Origin of the sequence: Tidjanibacter massiliensis, from assembly GCF_900104605.1 — a bacterium.
GTDB classification, from domain to species: domain Bacteria; phylum Bacteroidota; class Bacteroidia; order Bacteroidales; family Rikenellaceae; genus Tidjanibacter; species Tidjanibacter inops.
The window spans coordinates 433,973-449,800 of record NZ_LT629960.1 but is presented as its reverse complement, the minus strand read 5'-3'; the positions used below and the strand labels follow the sequence as shown (position 1 = coordinate 449,800).

The following is a 15,828-nucleotide window of genomic DNA, read 5'->3' as shown; positions in this document are numbered from 1 at the left end:
AAAGCATGGACCTTATTGCTGTAAAACAGCGTTTCGGCATCATAGGCAGCAGCGAAGCCATGGACAGGGCTCTGGAAATAGCCTTGCGCGTGGCACCGACCGACCTTTCGGTACTCGTAACGGGAGAGAGCGGCGTGGGAAAGGAGTTCTTCCCGCAGGTCATACACGCCTACAGCGCCAGGAAACACAACAAATACATCGCCGTGAACTGCGGTGCCATACCGGAAGGCACAATAGATTCGGAACTGTTCGGCCATGAAAAAGGTTCCTTCACGGGTGCGACGGAGTCCCGCAAGGGATACTTCGAAGAGGCCGACGGAGGTACGATATTTCTCGACGAGGTAGCCGAACTTCCCCACTCCACCCAGGTGCGCCTGCTGCGCGTACTCCAAACGGGAGAGTTCATCCGTGTCGGTTCGTCGAAGACGCAGAAGACGAACGTACGCGTCGTGGCGGCGACCAACATCAACCTGCAGACGGCCATCAAGGAGGGACGCTTCCGGGAAGACCTCTATTACCGGCTCAACACGGTACCGATATATGTTCCCGCCCTGCGCGAACGCAAGGAGGATATCTACACCCTGTTCCGTAAATTCGCCTCCGATGTCGCCATCCAGTACCGCATGCCCCCGATAACGCTGGACGCACAGGCGCGGACGATGCTCGAAAACTACTACTGGAGGGGCAACATACGCCAGCTGAAGAATGTGGCCGAACAGATATCCGCCATCGAAGAGTCGCGCGTGATTACCGCCGAGGTGCTGAAGAAATACCTGCCGGACGACGGCAGTCAGACGACTGTCCCGGTCTACGTAGGCGGACAGCATGCCCAGTCGGGCGATTTTGAACGGGAACTGCTCTACAAAATGCTGTTCGACATGCGGACCGAGATGTCCGACATCAAGGGAATGCTGCACGAACTCCTCTCCGGCCGAAGCACCCCCGAGCAGGCCGAGCGTATCGCGGGCTTCCTTCAGGCGGCCAACATCATTCCAGCCTCGCAGGAACAGACGCAGGCCCCGAACTATGCCGAAAGCGAGGAGGTGACCGAACCGGAAAAAGAACTCACCAAGGAGGAGGTACTCCGCAACGCCATCGTCAAGGCTTTGCGCAAACACAACGGACGCCGCAAAGAGGCCGCGAAAGACCTCTTCATATCCGAACGGACACTGTACAGGAAAATCAAAGAATTAGGCATCAATGAATATTAGAAGATTCGTAACGGCGGCTATCTGCATCGCCGCATGTGCACTGACCGGCTGCAAGGTCACCTACTCCCTTTCGGGAGCCTCCATCCCGGCCAATGCCAAAACGGTCAGCATTCCCTATTTCCCAAACAACGCCACGCTCGTATCGCCTACGCTGAGCTCCACGCTCACGGACGAGCTGCAGACGCGGTTCACCAACCAGACGAAACTCGAACTCGTTCCGGAAAACGGTGACCTTGCCTTCGAGGGGGAAATCACGAGCTATACGGTACAGCCGGTCGCCGTAACCAGCAACGACATGGCCGCCATGAACCGTCTGACGATAACGGTCAAGGTAAAGTTCACGAACCGTATCGACCCGACTTTCGATTTCAACCGTTCATTCTCCGCCTTTCAGGAATATCCCTCTTCAAACGACCTCTCGTCAGTGGAAGGGACGCTCATTCCGGAATTGGTGACGCAGCTCGTGGACGACATCTTCAATGCGGCAGTATCGAACTGGTAGCGCCATGACCGAGCGAACGGACATTCCTGCGCCTTGCGCAGACGACCTGCTGAGCAGGTTCCCGTGGTTCGACCTCCCGTTGCTGGAACGCTGCTCTGACGGGCGAGAGCTACAAGCCCGACTGGCGATACTGTCACGTTACAGACCGGCGATTGTCCGTCCTGCCGAATGCTGTCCGAAAACGGCCGACGAACGGCAAGAGGCTGCACCGCTCCCTGCGGACGATACATTGTCAATCATCGACGAGTTCATGCGTTCGGGCGAACACCGGATAACGGCCGACGAACATACCCCGGAGGAGATTTCCGGACTGGAGGCAGGCGGACTTCCCTCCGACGACCTGCTGACGGAGGAGTTGGCCGCCATCTATCTGGCACAGGGACTGACAGGCCCTGCCGTTGAAATATATAGGAGATTAAGTTTGTTAAATCCGGAAAAAAGTGTTTATTTTGCCGAGATTATTGACAAGGCCCTGGCGGCGGAATCCGCTGGCAGGAAATGAGAAAAGATTAAAAAAGAATAACTAAAAACAATAACTCTACAATGTACATCTTTCTAATCGTACTTATCATAATCGCGAGCATACTGTTGGTTCTCGCCGTACTTGCACAGAATCCGAAGGGCGGTATGGCCGCCAACTTCGGCGCATCCAACCAGGTGATGGGCGTCCGTCAGACGGCCGATTTTCTCGAACGTTCGACATGGGCACTCGCCATTGCCATCGTGGTGCTCAGCCTCCTCGCTTCCATTGCCATGTCTTCCCACCGAAGGAATACCTTGGGTGCCGGCGACAAAGTGCTCGAGCAGATAACTACCGAAAGGGAAATCGCCCTTCCCAACACGGTTGCTCCCGTAGCGCCCGCAACGGAACTGCCCGCCGCTGAAAGCGCTCCCGCCGCAGAGGGTACCGCAGCGACAGAGGCCGCAGAGTAAGGGAAACGCAATATGAAAACATATGCCCGGAACCGATGGTTCCGGGCTTTTCCATTTTCTCCGCTCTCCGACAAAGCACGTTTTCTTTTTTGTACCGTCGCCGCTATTTCCGCACTCACCCGTACATCCGTCGCACTGCTTCGGCCGGCTCACACCGCCAAGCCCTGTCCGTTGCAGTCCGACCCGTGCAACACTTTCCCGTCCGCCGAGACCGCAGCCACCATCAACCGGCATGGAAATACGACCGCACACATCGCCCGACCGCAAAGTACCACCCGAGAACGGGCATGAGCGCATTTCACGAATGAGATGCGCCCATGCCCGTTCCATACTGTCCCTTCCTACTCCTCGGACGGTTTCCGGAAGTTCCTGAACATTCGGTCGGAAAGATATATCTGCAGCTCCAGTTTCTGCTGCCAGCCCCAACCGTCGCCGTCGTAATGCTGCACGGCCGATACGGTCAAGGCGATATCGGACAAAAACTTATGCGTCCAATAGATTTCGAGCCGGTCATAAATGCCCTTGTCCGTCCGGTAAAAAGGTTCGCCGGTATAGAGCCCCTGCCCATAAGCAGGCTGCCCCGCTACCGTACTCTCGTAATAGGGCATCAGATTGCCGCCGAGATAGAGGCTGTTGTATATGCCGAACCCCCAACGCTCCACACGGGCCTCCAACTGAATACCGCCCGGAGTGACATACCGTCCGACATAGGCACGGTCGTTTTGGAAAGTCTGCAACCAACCGACCTGGAAATAGAGCGCCGAGAACTGCGGCAAATAGTGCGTGAAATCGGCTCCGGCAAAGGGATAAATGAGAATGTTGTCCACTACGCCCCGGACCGTTTCACTGCCGGCATGGTGGTACATCCGCGCATTGTAGCCGCCGTAAAAGGCCCCGTAATTGAGCCGGCCTGCCGAAAAGATGCTGAATTTCTCGCGCTGGTCGCCCACGAGCATGCTGTTCCAGTCCAACACCAGTTCCACGTAGCCGTGGCTGCCGGTGTACTGCCCCATCAAACCGTCGAGATTGCTGTCGTAATAGGAGATATAGTCGCTGAAGAATGCATTGGAATAAGTCCCTATGAGATTCCTCCGGGGGAAACGCCCGAAATAGACACCGAACCGGTCATCCTGATATTTGTAATAGACTATCATCTCGCGCGCCACATAGGTATTCCGCCCCATGTCGTTCAGGAAATCCACACCCACCATGAGGGCATTCCCCCGCCCCCAGCCGAGCCCTATCTGGGGCGTAAGTCTCGCCGTGAAGTTCGTTACGGAAGCATCGTGTTCCACGTCGGCATACTCCTTGTTATCGAACTTAAAATCGAAATCGACATTCCACAGAAACCGTTGGGCGGAAGCCGTCGCCGAACATAAAAGAAATGCGGCACAAACCGCAGCAATTCGCAAATATCCCATCACCACATTGATATTCTTTATTTCACATGCAAATATATTATAAAGGAAGACAACAAAAAAGTTCCATTTTTTATGCCAAACCGGACGGCAGACACGGCAATTCGTATCGCCGGAATCTTTTCATTGTGGCCGGCCGCAACGAAAACGGGCGGATACGCCCGTACCCGCCCGCCCTGCCGGTCTCTCTTTCCGGTCAGAATATGCTGTAAGCAATCGTCAGACCGGCCATGACGATTGCGACCATGCTCATCAGCTTGATAAGAATATTGAGCGACGGGCCCGAAGTATCCTTGAAGGGGTCGCCCACGGTATCGCCCACTACCGTAGCCTTATGGGAATCGGAACCCTTGCCGCCCATGTTCCCCTCTTCCACATACTTCTTGGCATTGTCCCACGCTCCGCCCGAATTGGCCATGAAGATGGCCAGCACGAAGCCCGAACCGAGCGCACCGACCAACAGCCCGATAACGCCGGCCACACCAAATACGAGTCCCATGGCCACCGGCACGAGAATGGCGAGCAGCGAGGGGAAGAGCATTTCACGCTGCGCCCCCTTGGTCGAAATAGCCACACAACGGGCATAATCCGGCGTAGCGTCGCCCGTCAGGATACCCTTTATTTCACGGAACTGGCGGCGCACCTCATTCACCATGCTCTGTGCGGCACGGCCTACGGCATTCATGGTAAGACCGCAGAAAAGAAATGCCATCATCGCCCCGACGAATACCCCGACAAGTACCTTCGGATTCATCAGGTTCACCTGGAAATAGTCCATGAAATCCAGCATGGAGGCGTCAGCTATCGTCACCACGGCGCCGTCCGACAGCGTGAACGTCTGCTGGCCGAGATGTTCGAAACCTATCCTTATCTCCTCGATATAGGAGGCGAGCAGTGCCAGAGCGGTCAGCGCAGCGGAACCTATCGCAAAGCCTTTGCCGGTGGCCGCCGTCGTATTTCCGAGCGCATCAAGCGCATCGGTTCTGCGGCGCACCTCCTCGCCGAGTCCGGCCATCTGGGCGTTGCCGCCGGCATTGTCGGCTATCGGGCCGTAAGCGTCGGTCGCCAGCGTGATGCCGAGCGTGGAGAGCATCCCCACGGCGGCGATGGCAATGCCGTAAAGCCCCGTTTGCAGGTTACCTGCCGTCAGCATCCCCGCAATATCGAACCGAATGGCGCACAGGAAAGAAAGCACGATGGCGAAACATATCGTTATTACCGGTACGGCGGTCGATATCATCCCCATCCCGATACCGGATATGATGACGGTAGCCGGTCCCGTTTCGGCACTCTTTGCAATCTTCCTGGTCGGCCGGTAGGAGTGAGAGGTATAATACTCGGTGGCCTGCCCGATGATGACACCGGCGATGAGTCCTATCACCACCGACCCGGCTATCCATCCCCAGTTGGGCATATCGAGGAGATAGAGAATGGCGAATGAAGCGACTGCGATGAGCACGGCGCTCAGATTCACACCGAAACCGAGCGAACGGAGAAGCTGTTTCATAGACGCCCCCTCCCTGGTGCGGACGGTAAAGATGCCTATTACGGAGAGGATAATCCCCACGGCCGCTATCAGCATGGGAGCGAGTACGGCCTTCATCTGTACTTCGGGATTGAACATGAAGGCAGCCGAACCGAGCGCGGCGGTAGCGAGGATGGAACCGCAGTAGCTTTCATAGAGGTCTGCCCCCATACCTGCCACATCCCCCACGTTGTCGCCCACATTGTCGGCTATCGTCGCAGGATTACGCGGGTCGTCCTCCGGGATTCCCGCCTCGACCTTTCCCACGAGGTCGGCGCCCACATCGGCCGCCTTGGTATAGATACCGCCGCCCACACGCGCGAAAAGGGCCTGTGTGGAGGCACCCATACCGAAAGTCAGCATCGTCGTGGTCATCACCACGAGTTTCTGCGGCCCCTCCATATCGACGAAATGGTTCAGCACGATATACCACAGTGAAATGTCGAGCAGTCCCAGCCCCACGACCACGAGCCCCATCACGGCACCGCTTCGGAAAGCCACCTGCAACCCCCGGTTCAGCGACCGGTCGGCGGCACACGCCGTTCTAGACGACGCATAGGTAGCTGTCTTCATACCGATGAAACCGGCGAGCCCCGAAAAGAAACCGCCCGTCAGGAAAGCGAACGGCACCCATTTGTTCTGTACACCCAATCCGAAGGCGAGCCAGGCGAAGAAGAGTGCCAAGACGATAAATACGATAACGACCACCTTATACTGCTGCCGAAGATAGGCCATCGCCCCTTCACGCACGTACCGGGCTATCTCTTTCATGCGCTCCGTCCCTTCGTCCTGCCGTTTCATCTGCCTGAAAAAATACCAGGCGAACAGCAGGGCTATGAGTGCGGCAGCCGGTATCAACCAAAAAATCGTCGGTGTATTTCCCATAATCCGTTCTGTTTAAATGTTTATACTTGAATGTTTAAATAGCTCCCCTTTCCTTGCCGGACAGGCGCCCGACCGAAAGGAGGTTTGTCTTCGCACCGGGCGCGTGCCGCAAAACGGCCCCGACCATCGGGCAGCATTCCATCGACGGACAGTCGCCGCAGGTCTCGTACCCCTTCTCCGAAACACACCTGCGAATGCTGCACATGCCGTTGCAATAGGCGAATTTCACCCCTTCGGTACGACATCCCATGCAATCGATGGTCGCGGACGTAATCTCCGGAGTCCCGTTCATCACGCTCCATCTCCGGGCTGTCTCCTCCCGCAGCCCGTCGTCATTCAACAGCGTGGCCCTGCGGGCATCGCACTCCCCGCAATCCAGGCCGCAACATGCAATCAGCTCGTTATTCATGCTCTCTCCGTACTCATCTTCCTTCGTCAATACGGGCACCGGACCGTCCCCCACCCCGGCTGCCGACTCATTCAGAGAACCACTCCGGAATAAAATGTTCCGGCAGACCGTCAGAATTTTTCTTCTCTTTCGACAGGATTTCCAACAGGTCGTATTCCGTCCATGCCGGAGTAGCCATCGTATAGTCCAGATAATCCGTCTCGGAAATCCGGATTCGATATTCATAACCAGACTCATATTCGAATCCGCCGATACTATGGCCGAAAGCCTCCCATTCACGAGTATCTTCCGTTTTGACGGCGTAAACATCCGCCCGAATATTCATTCCGCACGACCATACAAGTCCCGGGACTTGTTCCGAAGCGACCAGCAGTTCGTACTCCCGATAACCGATTACCCCGTTTTCGTTCTGTTCCAAGGTCGTGCTGCGGCAGCCTGCGACACAGCACCCGCACAGGAACACCAAAAATACCCTGAATAGCCTCTTCCCGTTCATCATATCCGTCTTAAAAGGTTCTCCGAAAATACCTCCGGCTTTACATCCATGATTTTGCAACCATGCTTTGCCATCCTGCGGCACCCCCGGTCGACCGGTCGTACCCATTCTTTCCTCGGAGACAGCCGGCGGACACTGCTCCTGCGAATACAATATTTTCGTAATTTTGGGCGCGGCAGGAATGACGGTACCGAAATCAATGCAACAAATTTAATCTTTTTTCAAAAACGGCCAAACGAAGCGCCGTTTTTTCGGAAAAACAACAACCGGTTCGAAAGGAGATGAAAAAGACCACCAACGAAGAACTGCACCGTCCGAGTGCAGAAGAGTATGCCCGCATGCGCAAAATGCCCGTGACGGTCGTACTCGACAATATACGGAGCCTGAACAATGTCGGTTCCTTCTTCCGAACATGCGACGCTTTCGCCGTAGAACGGCTGCTGCTGTGCGGCATAACGGGGACTCCCCCCTCCCGCGAAATTCACAAGACGGCCCTCGGCGCCGAAAATACCGTCGCATGGCAATACTTCGAGAGTACGGCCGAAGCCGTCGAATCGCTCAGGAGGGAGGGATACGTCGCGCTCGCCGTAGAACAGGCCGAAGGAGCCGTCATGCTGGAAGATTTCCGGCCGGGAGCCGGCCAACGCTATGCCCTCGTCTTCGGCAATGAGGTGGAGGGGGTGGCACAGGAGGTGGCCGACATGTGCGACGGTGCCGTCGAGATACCCCAGGCGGGAACGAAACACTCCCTGAACGTAGCGGTAGCCGGCGGGGCGGTACTCTGGCACCTGTTCGCAGGATATATATCCGAAAAAAAGGCTGCGGATGAAACCGTGTGAAAAAGTCTCCTATCTTTGCCGACGTAATCCATTCATTCAAGAAACGATGTCCACCGAAAGAAACCTCAGGCCGGTCACCACGCTGCGGCTCGCCGAAATGAAAAGCCGCGGCGAAAAAATCGCCATGCTGACGGCATACGACTACTCCATGGCCCGTATCCTCGACAGGGCCGGAATAGACGTCATTCTGGTCGGCGATTCCGCTGCCAACGTCATGGCCGGCTACGAAACGACCGTCCCCATGACGCTCGACAACATGATATACCATGCACAATCGGTCACCCGTGCAGTGGAACGTGCCCTCGTGGTAGTGGACATGCCCTTCGGCACCTATCAGGGCAACTCGAAAGAGGCGCTCTGTTCGGCGGTACGCATCATGAAGGAGACCGAAGCAGGCGCCGTCAAGCTCGAGGGAGGCAAGGAAATCCTCGAATCGGTAGACAGAATCCTGAGCGCAGGCATTCCCGTCATGGGGCATCTCGGACTCACCCCGCAGTCGATTCACAAATACGGCACCTATGCCGTCCGGGCCAAGGAGGAAGCCGAAGCAGAAAAGCTGCTCGAAGATGCCCACCTGTTGGAAAAGGCCGGCTGTTTCGGCATCGTCCTCGAAAAGATACCGGCACATCTGGCCGGACAGGTCGCCCGCGAACTCGCCATCCCGATAATCGGCATCGGTGCCGGCCGGTACGTGGACGGACAGGTACTCGTGACACACGACATGCTCGGCATCAACAGCGAATTCTCTCCGCGGTTTCTGCGACGCTATGCGAACCTGACCGAAACGATGTCCGGTGCATTCGGCAGCTACATCCGCGACGTCAAGGAGGGCGACTTCCCCAGCGAAGAGGAGCAGTACTGACGGTCGCATAAAAAAATCCCGCGGAGCAGTAGCTCTCCGCGGGACTATTCCGGGCAGCGGCTCTGCCGCATGCGTCACTTTCCTATAAGCTCCACGCTCCTTTTGATAAAGTTGGTGAGCTGCTCACCTTTCAGCATCCCGTTGGAAAGCAGGGCAAGGTCGATAAGCTGTTTGACAAGGCTGTTGCCGGCACCTATTTCCTTCAGCCGGGCCGTGCGCTGCCCGCGCAGGTCATCCACCTTCTTGGCCAGGTCGTCGCGCTGCTGCTTCTCCTCTTCCGTCAGGTCGGCCTCCTTCTTATCCTTTATCAGTTCGTTGAGGTTCGCCTGCTGCTTCTGGGCCGTCTCTATCTTCTTGTTTATCGTCTTGAGTTTCTCACCGTACTCGTTCTCCACCTCGCCGAGAATGTCGATTACGAGCGGATGGTTGGCATTGACGGCTATCGTATAGTTGTCGGGCATCTGGCTGTAGAACTGGCTCATGCCGCCGCCGCTCATCGCCGCCATCTCCTTCATGCGGCGCATGTATTCATCCTGCGTGATGGTCACCGGAGCGTCGGTGGGCGCCATCGCTTCGAACGCTATGTTATAGAATATCTTCTGGTCGGTCGGGAGCTGGCTCTCGAACACCGGGCGCATGATATCCTGCTGCTCGGAACTGAGCGACATGCTCATGTTCGTCTCCTTGTCGATAAGCCGCTCGGCCACATCGGAATCGACACGCACGAAACGGCACCCTTTCTCCTTGTTCTCGTACCAGCTCACGAAGTGGTTGTCGAGCTGTCCGTCCATGAGCAGGACATCGTACCCCTTCTCCTCGGCTCCCCTGACGAAGCTGTGCTTGCCGACCGCATCGTCCGTATAAATATATATCACCGTACCGTTCCGGTCGGTCTGGTTCTCCTTCACCTTGTCGCGGTACTCGGCCAGGGTGAAGTAACTGCCCGCCGTATTCTTGAGCAGCATGAATCCCTCGGCCTTCTCGGCGAACTTCTCGTCGGTCACGATGCCGTATTCGATGAAGATTTTCAGGTCGTCCCACTTGCCCTCGAAATCCGCCCGCGCGGTATTGAAGAGCTCCTGCAGCTTGTCGGCCACCTTACGGGTGATGTAGCCCGATATCTTGCGCACGTTGCCGTCGCTCTGAAGGTAGCTGCGCGACACGTTCAGCGGAATGTCCGGCGAATCGATAACCCCGTGCAGCAGCGTCAGGAACTCGGGAACGATGCCCTCCACCGAATCGGTCACGTACACCTGGTTGCTGTAAAGCTGTATCCTGTTCTTCTGAATCTCGAAATTGTTGTGGATTTTCGGGAAATAGAGAATCCCCGTCAGGTGGAACGGATAGTCGATATTGAGATGTATCCAGAACAGCGGGTCGTCGCTGCCCGGATAGAGCTTCCGGTAGAATTCCCGGTACTGTTCGTCGGTCACATCGGCCGGATTATGCGTCCAGAGCGGGTCGGTATCGTTCACAATGTCGTCCCGTTCGGTATCCACATACTTGCCGTCCTTCCACTCCTGTACCTTTCCACAGGCTATCGGTATGGGAAGGAAGCGACAGTATTTACGCAGCATTCCGCGAATACGGGACTGGTCGGCGAACTCGGCGCTCTCTTCGCTCAGATAGAGGATAATATCGGTTCCCCGCGACCTTTTTTCCGCCCGTTCCGTCATGGTGAATTCGGGCGTTCCGCCACAACTCCACACGACCGTCGGCGCCTCCTCCCTGTAAGACTGGGTAACGATTTCCACCCTGTCGGCTACCATGAAGGCCGAATAGAACCCCAGGCCGAAGTGTCCGATGATATTCTGGTTCTTGTATTTCGACATGAACTCCTCGGCACCTGAGAAAGCTATCTGGTTGATATATCGGTCCACCTCTTCGGCTGTCATGCCGATACCCGCATCGGAAATCGTCAGCGTCCGCGCCGCGGCATCCGCCGTGACGTGCACCGTCAGGTCGCCCAACTCGCCGGCGTAATCGCCCGTCGAAGCCAACGTTTTCAGCTTCTGCGTGGCATCCACCGCATTGGACACGAGTTCCCGCAGGAATATTTCATGGTCGGAATAGAGGAATTTTTTAATGATGGGGAAGATATTCTCGGTAGTAACCCCGATTTTTCCGTTCTGCATATGCTTGTGTTTTTGTTGTTTCGAAGTGACAAGCAAAAACACAAACAATATGCCACCCCGTCCTGTCTGCCACTGTGACAGACAGACTGACACGTTTGCAGCAGCAAAATCCGTAACAAAGAGATTCAGCGGAACAACGGCCGCCGGATGAAACGGGCAAGATAACTCCCCGCGAGCAGGGCCTGTGCGGCCCAGTAGCACGACAGCACGGCGACACTGCTCCAGGTGAAAGGACGGACGAAACGGTTCCAGGCCAGGAACACATCGGAGATGAGAAAAAGCAGAGCCCCGGCGATATACCATCCGCGCCCCTTTCCTTTCCAGAAAAACGAAGAGGCGCACATCAGGGTTATCAGTACGGCATACACGACAACTGCTCCATGTTCCGTCGGGTTTCCGACTGCCGGGATTATCCGGGATGCCGCGACGGCAACGGCGGCACACAACAACAGAGCGGCGGCGAGCGACGAGGGACGGAACCATGCACCGCGCAGGAAATAGACCGCATAAAAGATATGGGCGACTGCGAAAAACGAAGCCTGCAACAGAAACATGCCGCTTTCTCCGCAATAGTCGCCGGCGGCGGACATCAACAAGCCGAGCGACATGAACGAACCGTGCCATTTTGTCGGGACGAGCGAAACGACGGCAAGATAAAACACGGGAAGGGCGAAGACCAGCGGCAGCAGCGGCAAGCCGAAATGCTGCCACATGCCGTACACTGCGACCGTAACGACATATCCCGCCAACAACGATATGTATGTACCCTTCTTCATTGCGTCCCCTCCATCCGACCTGTCCAAACCTTTGGCAGCACCACCGCTTCCGGATTCCGTGCCGTCCGGAAAATCCCGCTTCCGACAACAGCGGCCTGCCGAAAACGGTTCAGAAACCGAACAGTTCCAAAAACCACTGCGGCGCCCGCAACGGCCGGCGAGTAACCGCATCGACGAATACAAGCACGACCGTTCCCGTATTTATCAGGTCGCCCGCCTCGTTGTATATCTCGTGCTCGAACCTCAGTTTCACGCCCGGCCTCTCCGCAATCCGTATACGAACCGTCAGCAGGTCGTCATAATAGGCAGGCGCCAGGTAGTTCAACTGTACCTCGCGCACGGGCAGCATCACTCCGCGGGCCTCCATCTCCTTGTAGGAGAGCCCACGCCCGCGCATCATCTCGGTACGCGCCACCTCGTAATAGTTCACGTAATTGGAGTGGTGCACCACCCCCATGTTGTCCGTCTCCTTGTATCTGACACGTATCCGAACCTCGGATTCCGGCATCTTTTCCATCCTTTTCTCGTCTATATGAACGTTATCAACACTCCGCCGCAATCCCCGCCGTTCCATTCGGCGAGCCGCAGCGTTTCCTCTCCGACAAGAAGCTCATCCCGCCAAAGTTTCCCTCCGGCTTCGACCGTAACGGGATATGCGCCCGGAGGCGGCAGCAGCTTATCCCTATCGCCGGGCAGTACGCTCCGGCCCCGGATATCCGCAATGAGGATATATCCCCTCGTCAGGAACTCCGCTGCATGCGCCATCTCTCCGGAGGCAATCATATTGCGGACGACGGTCGAACTCACCTTCTCTTCGTGCACGTCGCGCCGGCCGACACGGACGGCAACGAACCCGAGCTCCCCCTGCATACGCTGCAACGAAGCGAAATCACCCTGCTGACCGCTCCCGAAACGGTGGTTGTACCCCACCACGAACCGCTTCATCCCTATCTTTCCCACGAGTATCTCCCGCACGAAATCGTCCGAAGACAGTCGGGCGAATTCGGCAGTGAAAGGCAGCACGACCACATCGTCGATGCCGGCCTCCCGCAATAACCAAAGCTTCTCGTCGAGCGTATTGAGCAACTTCACCCCGCCTCCGTCGGGCAGCACCCTTCTCGGATGGGGCCAGAAAGTGACTACAACGCTCTCTCCGCCCGCCTCGTCCGCCATCGTCTTCACCTGCTCGAGCAAGGCGCGGTGGCCGAAATGCACCCCGTCGTACGAACCGACCGTAACGACCGGGAATTTGATTGGCGGCAATCCCTCCGCCGAACGGAACACCCTCATGACGACAGGCTACATTTCATTGTTCTCTTCATTCTCCTTCACGAAATAGGCGACCTTTTCGAGGAGAGTGGTGATATCGTAGTTCTCCACCACGATGCCGAGCGGAAAGTTCAGCGGTTTGGAGGTAAAGTTAAGCACCCCCTTGATGCCGGCATTGACTATCGGTACGACCAGGTCGGAGGCTATCCGCGACGGGCACGAAAGCACCGCTATGTTGATATCGAGGCTCGACACGTCGGCCTCGAAGTCGTCCATACTGTAACAAGGTATCTCCTCGATGGTTTGACCGACCTTTTCCGGGTCCACGTCGAACGCGGCTACTATTTTCAGATTCAGCCCCTTGCCGTTAAAATAACGGGTGATGGCCTGACCGAGGTGTCCCATCCCTATCACGGCGATGTTCATCGGCGTAGGACTGTCGAGGATGCCGTTGATGAAATCTATCAGTACCTCGACGTCATACCCTTTTTTCGTATCGCTCGAAAAGCCTATCAGCATCAGGTCGCGGCGCACCTGTACGGCCGTGATGCCCTGCATGCCGGCGAGCACATGCGAAAATATGTGCGTAATACCCTGACGGTGCAGATTCATCAGCGTGCGGCGGTACTCGCTCAGTCGCTCAATGGTCTTCTCGGGAATATTATTATTGGACATAATCGAATCGTTTTTGTATTTCTCTCCGTCGGAGGATTACCGGACGCTGATGGTATAGTCGTTGCCGTAGGTCACGAGGGCCCACTCGGTATTGCCCGTATTGCCGCCCGCACCCGTTTCAAAACGGTAGGGCGTCTGCAGCGGTACCATAACACTGCCTGACAGGGCCGGTACGGCATTGCCCGCAGCGACCGCGCCGCCGAACATCTTCACCGCGTCGTAACCGCGGTAGGAGTAGAGCGAGGGCACGCGCCCGAAAGCCTCTATGTACCGCCTGTCGAAATCCAGCACCGCCTCATTACCGCGGTCGGCATGATAGGAGGTGACGAACGAAACGTTCAGTTTGAAAAAAAGACTCCGGTCGAGGTTACGATAGCGCACCCACCTGGAGTTGCCCACCACCATGATGTGTCCCGTCCGTTTGGAACGCGCCAGCCGGCTGTTCTGCACCGAGCTGAGCGCAGCCAGAATGAGGTCCACGCCGGTCTCGTCTCCGGCCAGCACCACGAAAACGTTATCCGTCCCGCTGCCTGCCAACATCTCGTCGATTTGCTGCGAAGGCGTCCCTTTGCGATATACCACCCGTTGGTAGGGATTGCCTCCTACGACGGCTTTCATCTCCCGTTCGAAAGCGGCATCGTTCACGTCCGACGTGATGAAGACGATGTTCTTGTCACCTTCGAAAAGAGGACCCATCTTCTCATAACGGCGGGAAGGCTCCGGTGACATGCTGAACACCGTAGCGCCGTATCCCTCCCCGAGGTCGGCGAGCGGCGAGACCACCGGTACGCCGGTCAGCCTCGAATATTCGGCCACCGGGGCCAATTCGTCCTCATACACCGGCCCGATGATGACATCGGAGTGCCGGAAAGCCTCCGCGGCGGTTATCGTCCGCACCGTTTCAGGCGAACGTTCCGTATTGAAAAGATTCAGCACCACCGAATGGCCGGCATTTCTCAGTTCATCGGCCGCAATCAGCGCCCCTTCGTAAAACTCCATGAAACTCGCCCGTACCGTATTGTCGTCCGACAGCGGCAGCAGCAGTGCAAGTTCCATCTCCCCCGCATAAGGGCGGCTTTCCCGAAACGGCACCTCCGTTCCGGGTAGAAGAGGATGCTCCCCCCCTCCGACCGCACCGGCCGCCTCCCCTGCAGCGGTATCCTTCGCCGCAAGCTCCCGTCCCGGGACGGGTATCCGCAGCAGCACCCCCGCCTTCAGCCCGCCGCGGACATCATTGCCGGCCTCTATGTCGGCTACGGTCACACCGTATTCGCGGCTGATGGCATAGAGCGTCTCGCCCATCTCGACGAGGTGGTAAACATATTCATCGGACACCTCCGTCAGCGTCGAGGCAAAATCGTCCATCTGCGACAGGATTTGCTGCGGCGAGGTCTTGTCCATCTCGGACTTGCGGATGAGCAGTTCCTGCCCTGCCTTCAGATGCGACGGGTCGAGCCCCGGATTGTCCTGTATGAGTGTATTGATTGCCAGTGAGTAACGCTTGGCGATAGAGTAGGTGGTCTCGCCCGGCTGCACGGTATGGGTTACGAACGTCCGCTGCATCTTGCGGCGGGACAGCTCTATCTCCGGCACATCGGTACAGAGCACCCGGACCGTTTCACCCGCTTTCAGTCCGGCCTCCTTCACCGCCGGATTGTCTTCGTAAAAACGCTCCTCGGCGACACCGTACAGCCTCGACAGGGAATAGACCGTTTCGCCCGGGGCAACCCGATGCAGATAGTAGTCCGTACCTGCCATGCTCACCACTTCGGACGACCGTGTACCGGGGGCCTGGGCAGCGGCCTCTCCGAACAGGAGGACAGACGCCGCCAAAACTATCAGCCAACTCTTCATCATCGCTCTCCTTTGACATTCATCACGCTATTCCGGCGG

General features: G+C 56.8%; 16 protein-coding genes. 6 read left to right on the top strand and 10 right to left on the bottom strand.

From position 1 onward, the window contains the following. Window positions 1-5: 5 nt before the first annotated feature. The 4 genes from BQ5361_RS02885 to secG are packed head-to-tail and all read left to right on the top strand — an operon-like array spanning window position 6 to window position 2,646. Entirely contained in the window at window positions 6-1,211 is a 1,206-nt protein-coding gene (locus tag BQ5361_RS02885) for a sigma-54 interaction domain-containing protein (protein ID WP_022063157.1), read from the top strand. Continuing rightward, window positions 1,201-1,713 (top strand): LptE family protein, encoded by a 513-nt coding sequence (locus BQ5361_RS02880; protein WP_035471822.1) that lies wholly within the window; start codon window positions 1,201-1,203, stop codon window positions 1,711-1,713. Before BQ5361_RS02885 ends, BQ5361_RS02880 begins: the two co-directional genes overlap by 11 nt. Before the next feature lie 4 nt (window positions 1,714-1,717). Beyond that, window positions 1,718-2,215: a hypothetical protein gene (locus BQ5361_RS10780; RefSeq protein ID WP_083389218.1), complete on the top strand. Its 498-nt coding sequence runs from the start codon at window positions 1,718-1,720 to the stop codon at window positions 2,213-2,215. 41 nt (window positions 2,216-2,256) lie between these two features. Continuing rightward, complete coding sequence (secG, locus tag BQ5361_RS02870) at window positions 2,257-2,646, top strand: preprotein translocase subunit SecG (protein WP_022063154.1); 390 nt, start codon at window positions 2,257-2,259, stop codon at window positions 2,644-2,646. A 341-nt stretch (window positions 2,647-2,987) separates the two neighbouring features. Here the strand turns inward: secG and BQ5361_RS02865 are convergent, their stop codons facing one another. The 4 genes from BQ5361_RS02865 to BQ5361_RS02845 all read right to left on the bottom strand — a co-directional run bounded on the left by BQ5361_RS02865 (window position 2,988) and on the right by BQ5361_RS02845 (window position 7,382). After that, complete coding sequence (locus BQ5361_RS02865) at window positions 2,988-4,067, bottom strand: hypothetical protein (protein ID WP_052130967.1); 1,080 nt, start codon at window positions 4,065-4,067, stop codon at window positions 2,988-2,990. A 193-nt stretch (window positions 4,068-4,260) separates the two neighbouring features. Continuing rightward, window positions 4,261-6,474, bottom strand: coding sequence for a sodium-translocating pyrophosphatase (locus tag BQ5361_RS02855; RefSeq protein WP_022063152.1), 2,214 nt, complete (start codon window positions 6,472-6,474; stop codon window positions 4,261-4,263). 34 nt (window positions 6,475-6,508) lie between these two features. Further along, window positions 6,509-6,883: a DUF3795 domain-containing protein gene (locus BQ5361_RS02850; protein ID WP_052130973.1), complete on the bottom strand. Its 375-nt coding sequence runs from the start codon at window positions 6,881-6,883 to the stop codon at window positions 6,509-6,511. Window positions 6,884-6,950: 67 nt separating this feature from the next. Further along, a complete protein-coding gene (locus tag BQ5361_RS02845; RefSeq protein ID WP_257526092.1) occupies window positions 6,951-7,382 on the bottom strand; it encodes a DUF4377 domain-containing protein in 432 nt (143 codons plus the stop codon). A gap of 278 nt (window positions 7,383-7,660) precedes the next feature. Between BQ5361_RS02845 and BQ5361_RS02840 the strand changes: the two genes are divergently transcribed. Continuing rightward, window positions 7,661-8,218, top strand: a complete 558-nt coding sequence (locus tag BQ5361_RS02840; RefSeq protein WP_022063149.1) for an RNA methyltransferase — start codon at window positions 7,661-7,663, stop codon at window positions 8,216-8,218. Between the two features lie 46 nt (window positions 8,219-8,264). After that, entirely contained in the window at window positions 8,265-9,080 is an 816-nt protein-coding gene (panB, locus tag BQ5361_RS02835; protein WP_035471816.1) for a 3-methyl-2-oxobutanoate hydroxymethyltransferase, read from the top strand. A 74-nt stretch (window positions 9,081-9,154) separates the two neighbouring features. Here panB and htpG read toward each other — a convergent pair whose 3' ends face one another. From htpG to BQ5361_RS02805, 6 genes are all read right to left on the bottom strand, one after another. Beyond that, on the bottom strand, window positions 9,155-11,215 hold the full coding sequence (gene htpG, locus BQ5361_RS02830; protein ID WP_035471813.1) for a molecular chaperone HtpG: 2,061 nt from the start codon (window positions 11,213-11,215) through the stop codon (window positions 9,155-9,157). 125 nt (window positions 11,216-11,340) lie between these two features. Beyond that, window positions 11,341-11,991 carry a lysoplasmalogenase gene (locus tag BQ5361_RS02825; RefSeq protein WP_052130965.1) on the bottom strand — a complete coding sequence of 217 codons (651 nt, stop codon included), beginning with the start codon at window positions 11,989-11,991 and terminating at the stop codon, window positions 11,341-11,343. 109 nt (window positions 11,992-12,100) lie between these two features. Next, window positions 12,101-12,499: an acyl-CoA thioesterase gene (locus tag BQ5361_RS02820; RefSeq protein ID WP_022063145.1), complete on the bottom strand. Its 399-nt coding sequence runs from the start codon at window positions 12,497-12,499 to the stop codon at window positions 12,101-12,103. A 20-nt stretch (window positions 12,500-12,519) separates the two neighbouring features. Further along, window positions 12,520-13,281, bottom strand: a complete 762-nt coding sequence (locus tag BQ5361_RS02815; RefSeq protein ID WP_052130964.1) for an adenylyltransferase/cytidyltransferase family protein — start codon at window positions 13,279-13,281, stop codon at window positions 12,520-12,522. A 9-nt stretch (window positions 13,282-13,290) separates the two neighbouring features. After that, complete coding sequence (locus BQ5361_RS02810; RefSeq protein ID WP_022063143.1) at window positions 13,291-13,935, bottom strand: redox-sensing transcriptional repressor Rex; 645 nt, start codon at window positions 13,933-13,935, stop codon at window positions 13,291-13,293. Window positions 13,936-13,971: 36 nt separating this feature from the next. Continuing rightward, a complete protein-coding gene (locus tag BQ5361_RS02805) occupies window positions 13,972-15,792 on the bottom strand; it encodes a LysM peptidoglycan-binding domain-containing protein (protein WP_035471810.1) in 1,821 nt (606 codons plus the stop codon). Between the last annotated feature and the right edge of the window lie 36 nt (window positions 15,793-15,828).

What these genes read in the sequence shown, in the direction of transcription:
- BQ5361_RS02885 (WP_022063157.1), top strand. Translation starts at nt 6, where the DNA reads ATGGACCTTATTGCTGTAAAACAGCGTTTCGGCATCATAGGCAGCAGC.
- BQ5361_RS02880 (WP_035471822.1), top strand. Translation starts at nt 1,201, where the DNA reads ATGAATATTAGAAGATTCGTAACGGCGGCTATCTGCATCGCCGCATGT.
- BQ5361_RS10780 (WP_083389218.1), top strand. Translation starts at nt 1,718, where the DNA reads ATGACCGAGCGAACGGACATTCCTGCGCCTTGCGCAGACGACCTGCTG.
- secG (WP_022063154.1), top strand. Translation starts at nt 2,257, where the DNA reads ATGTACATCTTTCTAATCGTACTTATCATAATCGCGAGCATACTGTTG.
- BQ5361_RS02865 (WP_052130967.1), bottom strand. Translation starts at nt 4,067, where the DNA reads ATGGGATATTTGCGAATTGCTGCGGTTTGTGCCGCATTTCTTTTATGT.
- BQ5361_RS02855 (WP_022063152.1), bottom strand. Translation starts at nt 6,474, where the DNA reads ATGGGAAATACACCGACGATTTTTTGGTTGATACCGGCTGCCGCACTC.
- BQ5361_RS02850 (WP_052130973.1), bottom strand. Translation starts at nt 6,883, where the DNA reads ATGAATAACGAGCTGATTGCATGTTGCGGCCTGGATTGCGGGGAGTGC.
- BQ5361_RS02845 (WP_257526092.1), bottom strand. Translation starts at nt 7,382, where the DNA reads ATGATGAACGGGAAGAGGCTATTCAGGGTATTTTTGGTGTTCCTGTGC.
- BQ5361_RS02840 (WP_022063149.1), top strand. Translation starts at nt 7,661, where the DNA reads ATGAAAAAGACCACCAACGAAGAACTGCACCGTCCGAGTGCAGAAGAG.
- panB (WP_035471816.1), top strand. Translation starts at nt 8,265, where the DNA reads ATGTCCACCGAAAGAAACCTCAGGCCGGTCACCACGCTGCGGCTCGCC.
- htpG (WP_035471813.1), bottom strand. Translation starts at nt 11,215, where the DNA reads ATGCAGAACGGAAAAATCGGGGTTACTACCGAGAATATCTTCCCCATC.
- BQ5361_RS02825 (WP_052130965.1), bottom strand. Translation starts at nt 11,991, where the DNA reads ATGAAGAAGGGTACATACATATCGTTGTTGGCGGGATATGTCGTTACG.
- BQ5361_RS02820 (WP_022063145.1), bottom strand. Translation starts at nt 12,499, where the DNA reads ATGCCGGAATCCGAGGTTCGGATACGTGTCAGATACAAGGAGACGGAC.
- BQ5361_RS02815 (WP_052130964.1), bottom strand. Translation starts at nt 13,281, where the DNA reads ATGAGGGTGTTCCGTTCGGCGGAGGGATTGCCGCCAATCAAATTCCCG.
- BQ5361_RS02810 (WP_022063143.1), bottom strand. Translation starts at nt 13,935, where the DNA reads ATGTCCAATAATAATATTCCCGAGAAGACCATTGAGCGACTGAGCGAG.
- BQ5361_RS02805 (WP_035471810.1), bottom strand. Translation starts at nt 15,792, where the DNA reads ATGATGAAGAGTTGGCTGATAGTTTTGGCGGCGTCTGTCCTCCTGTTC.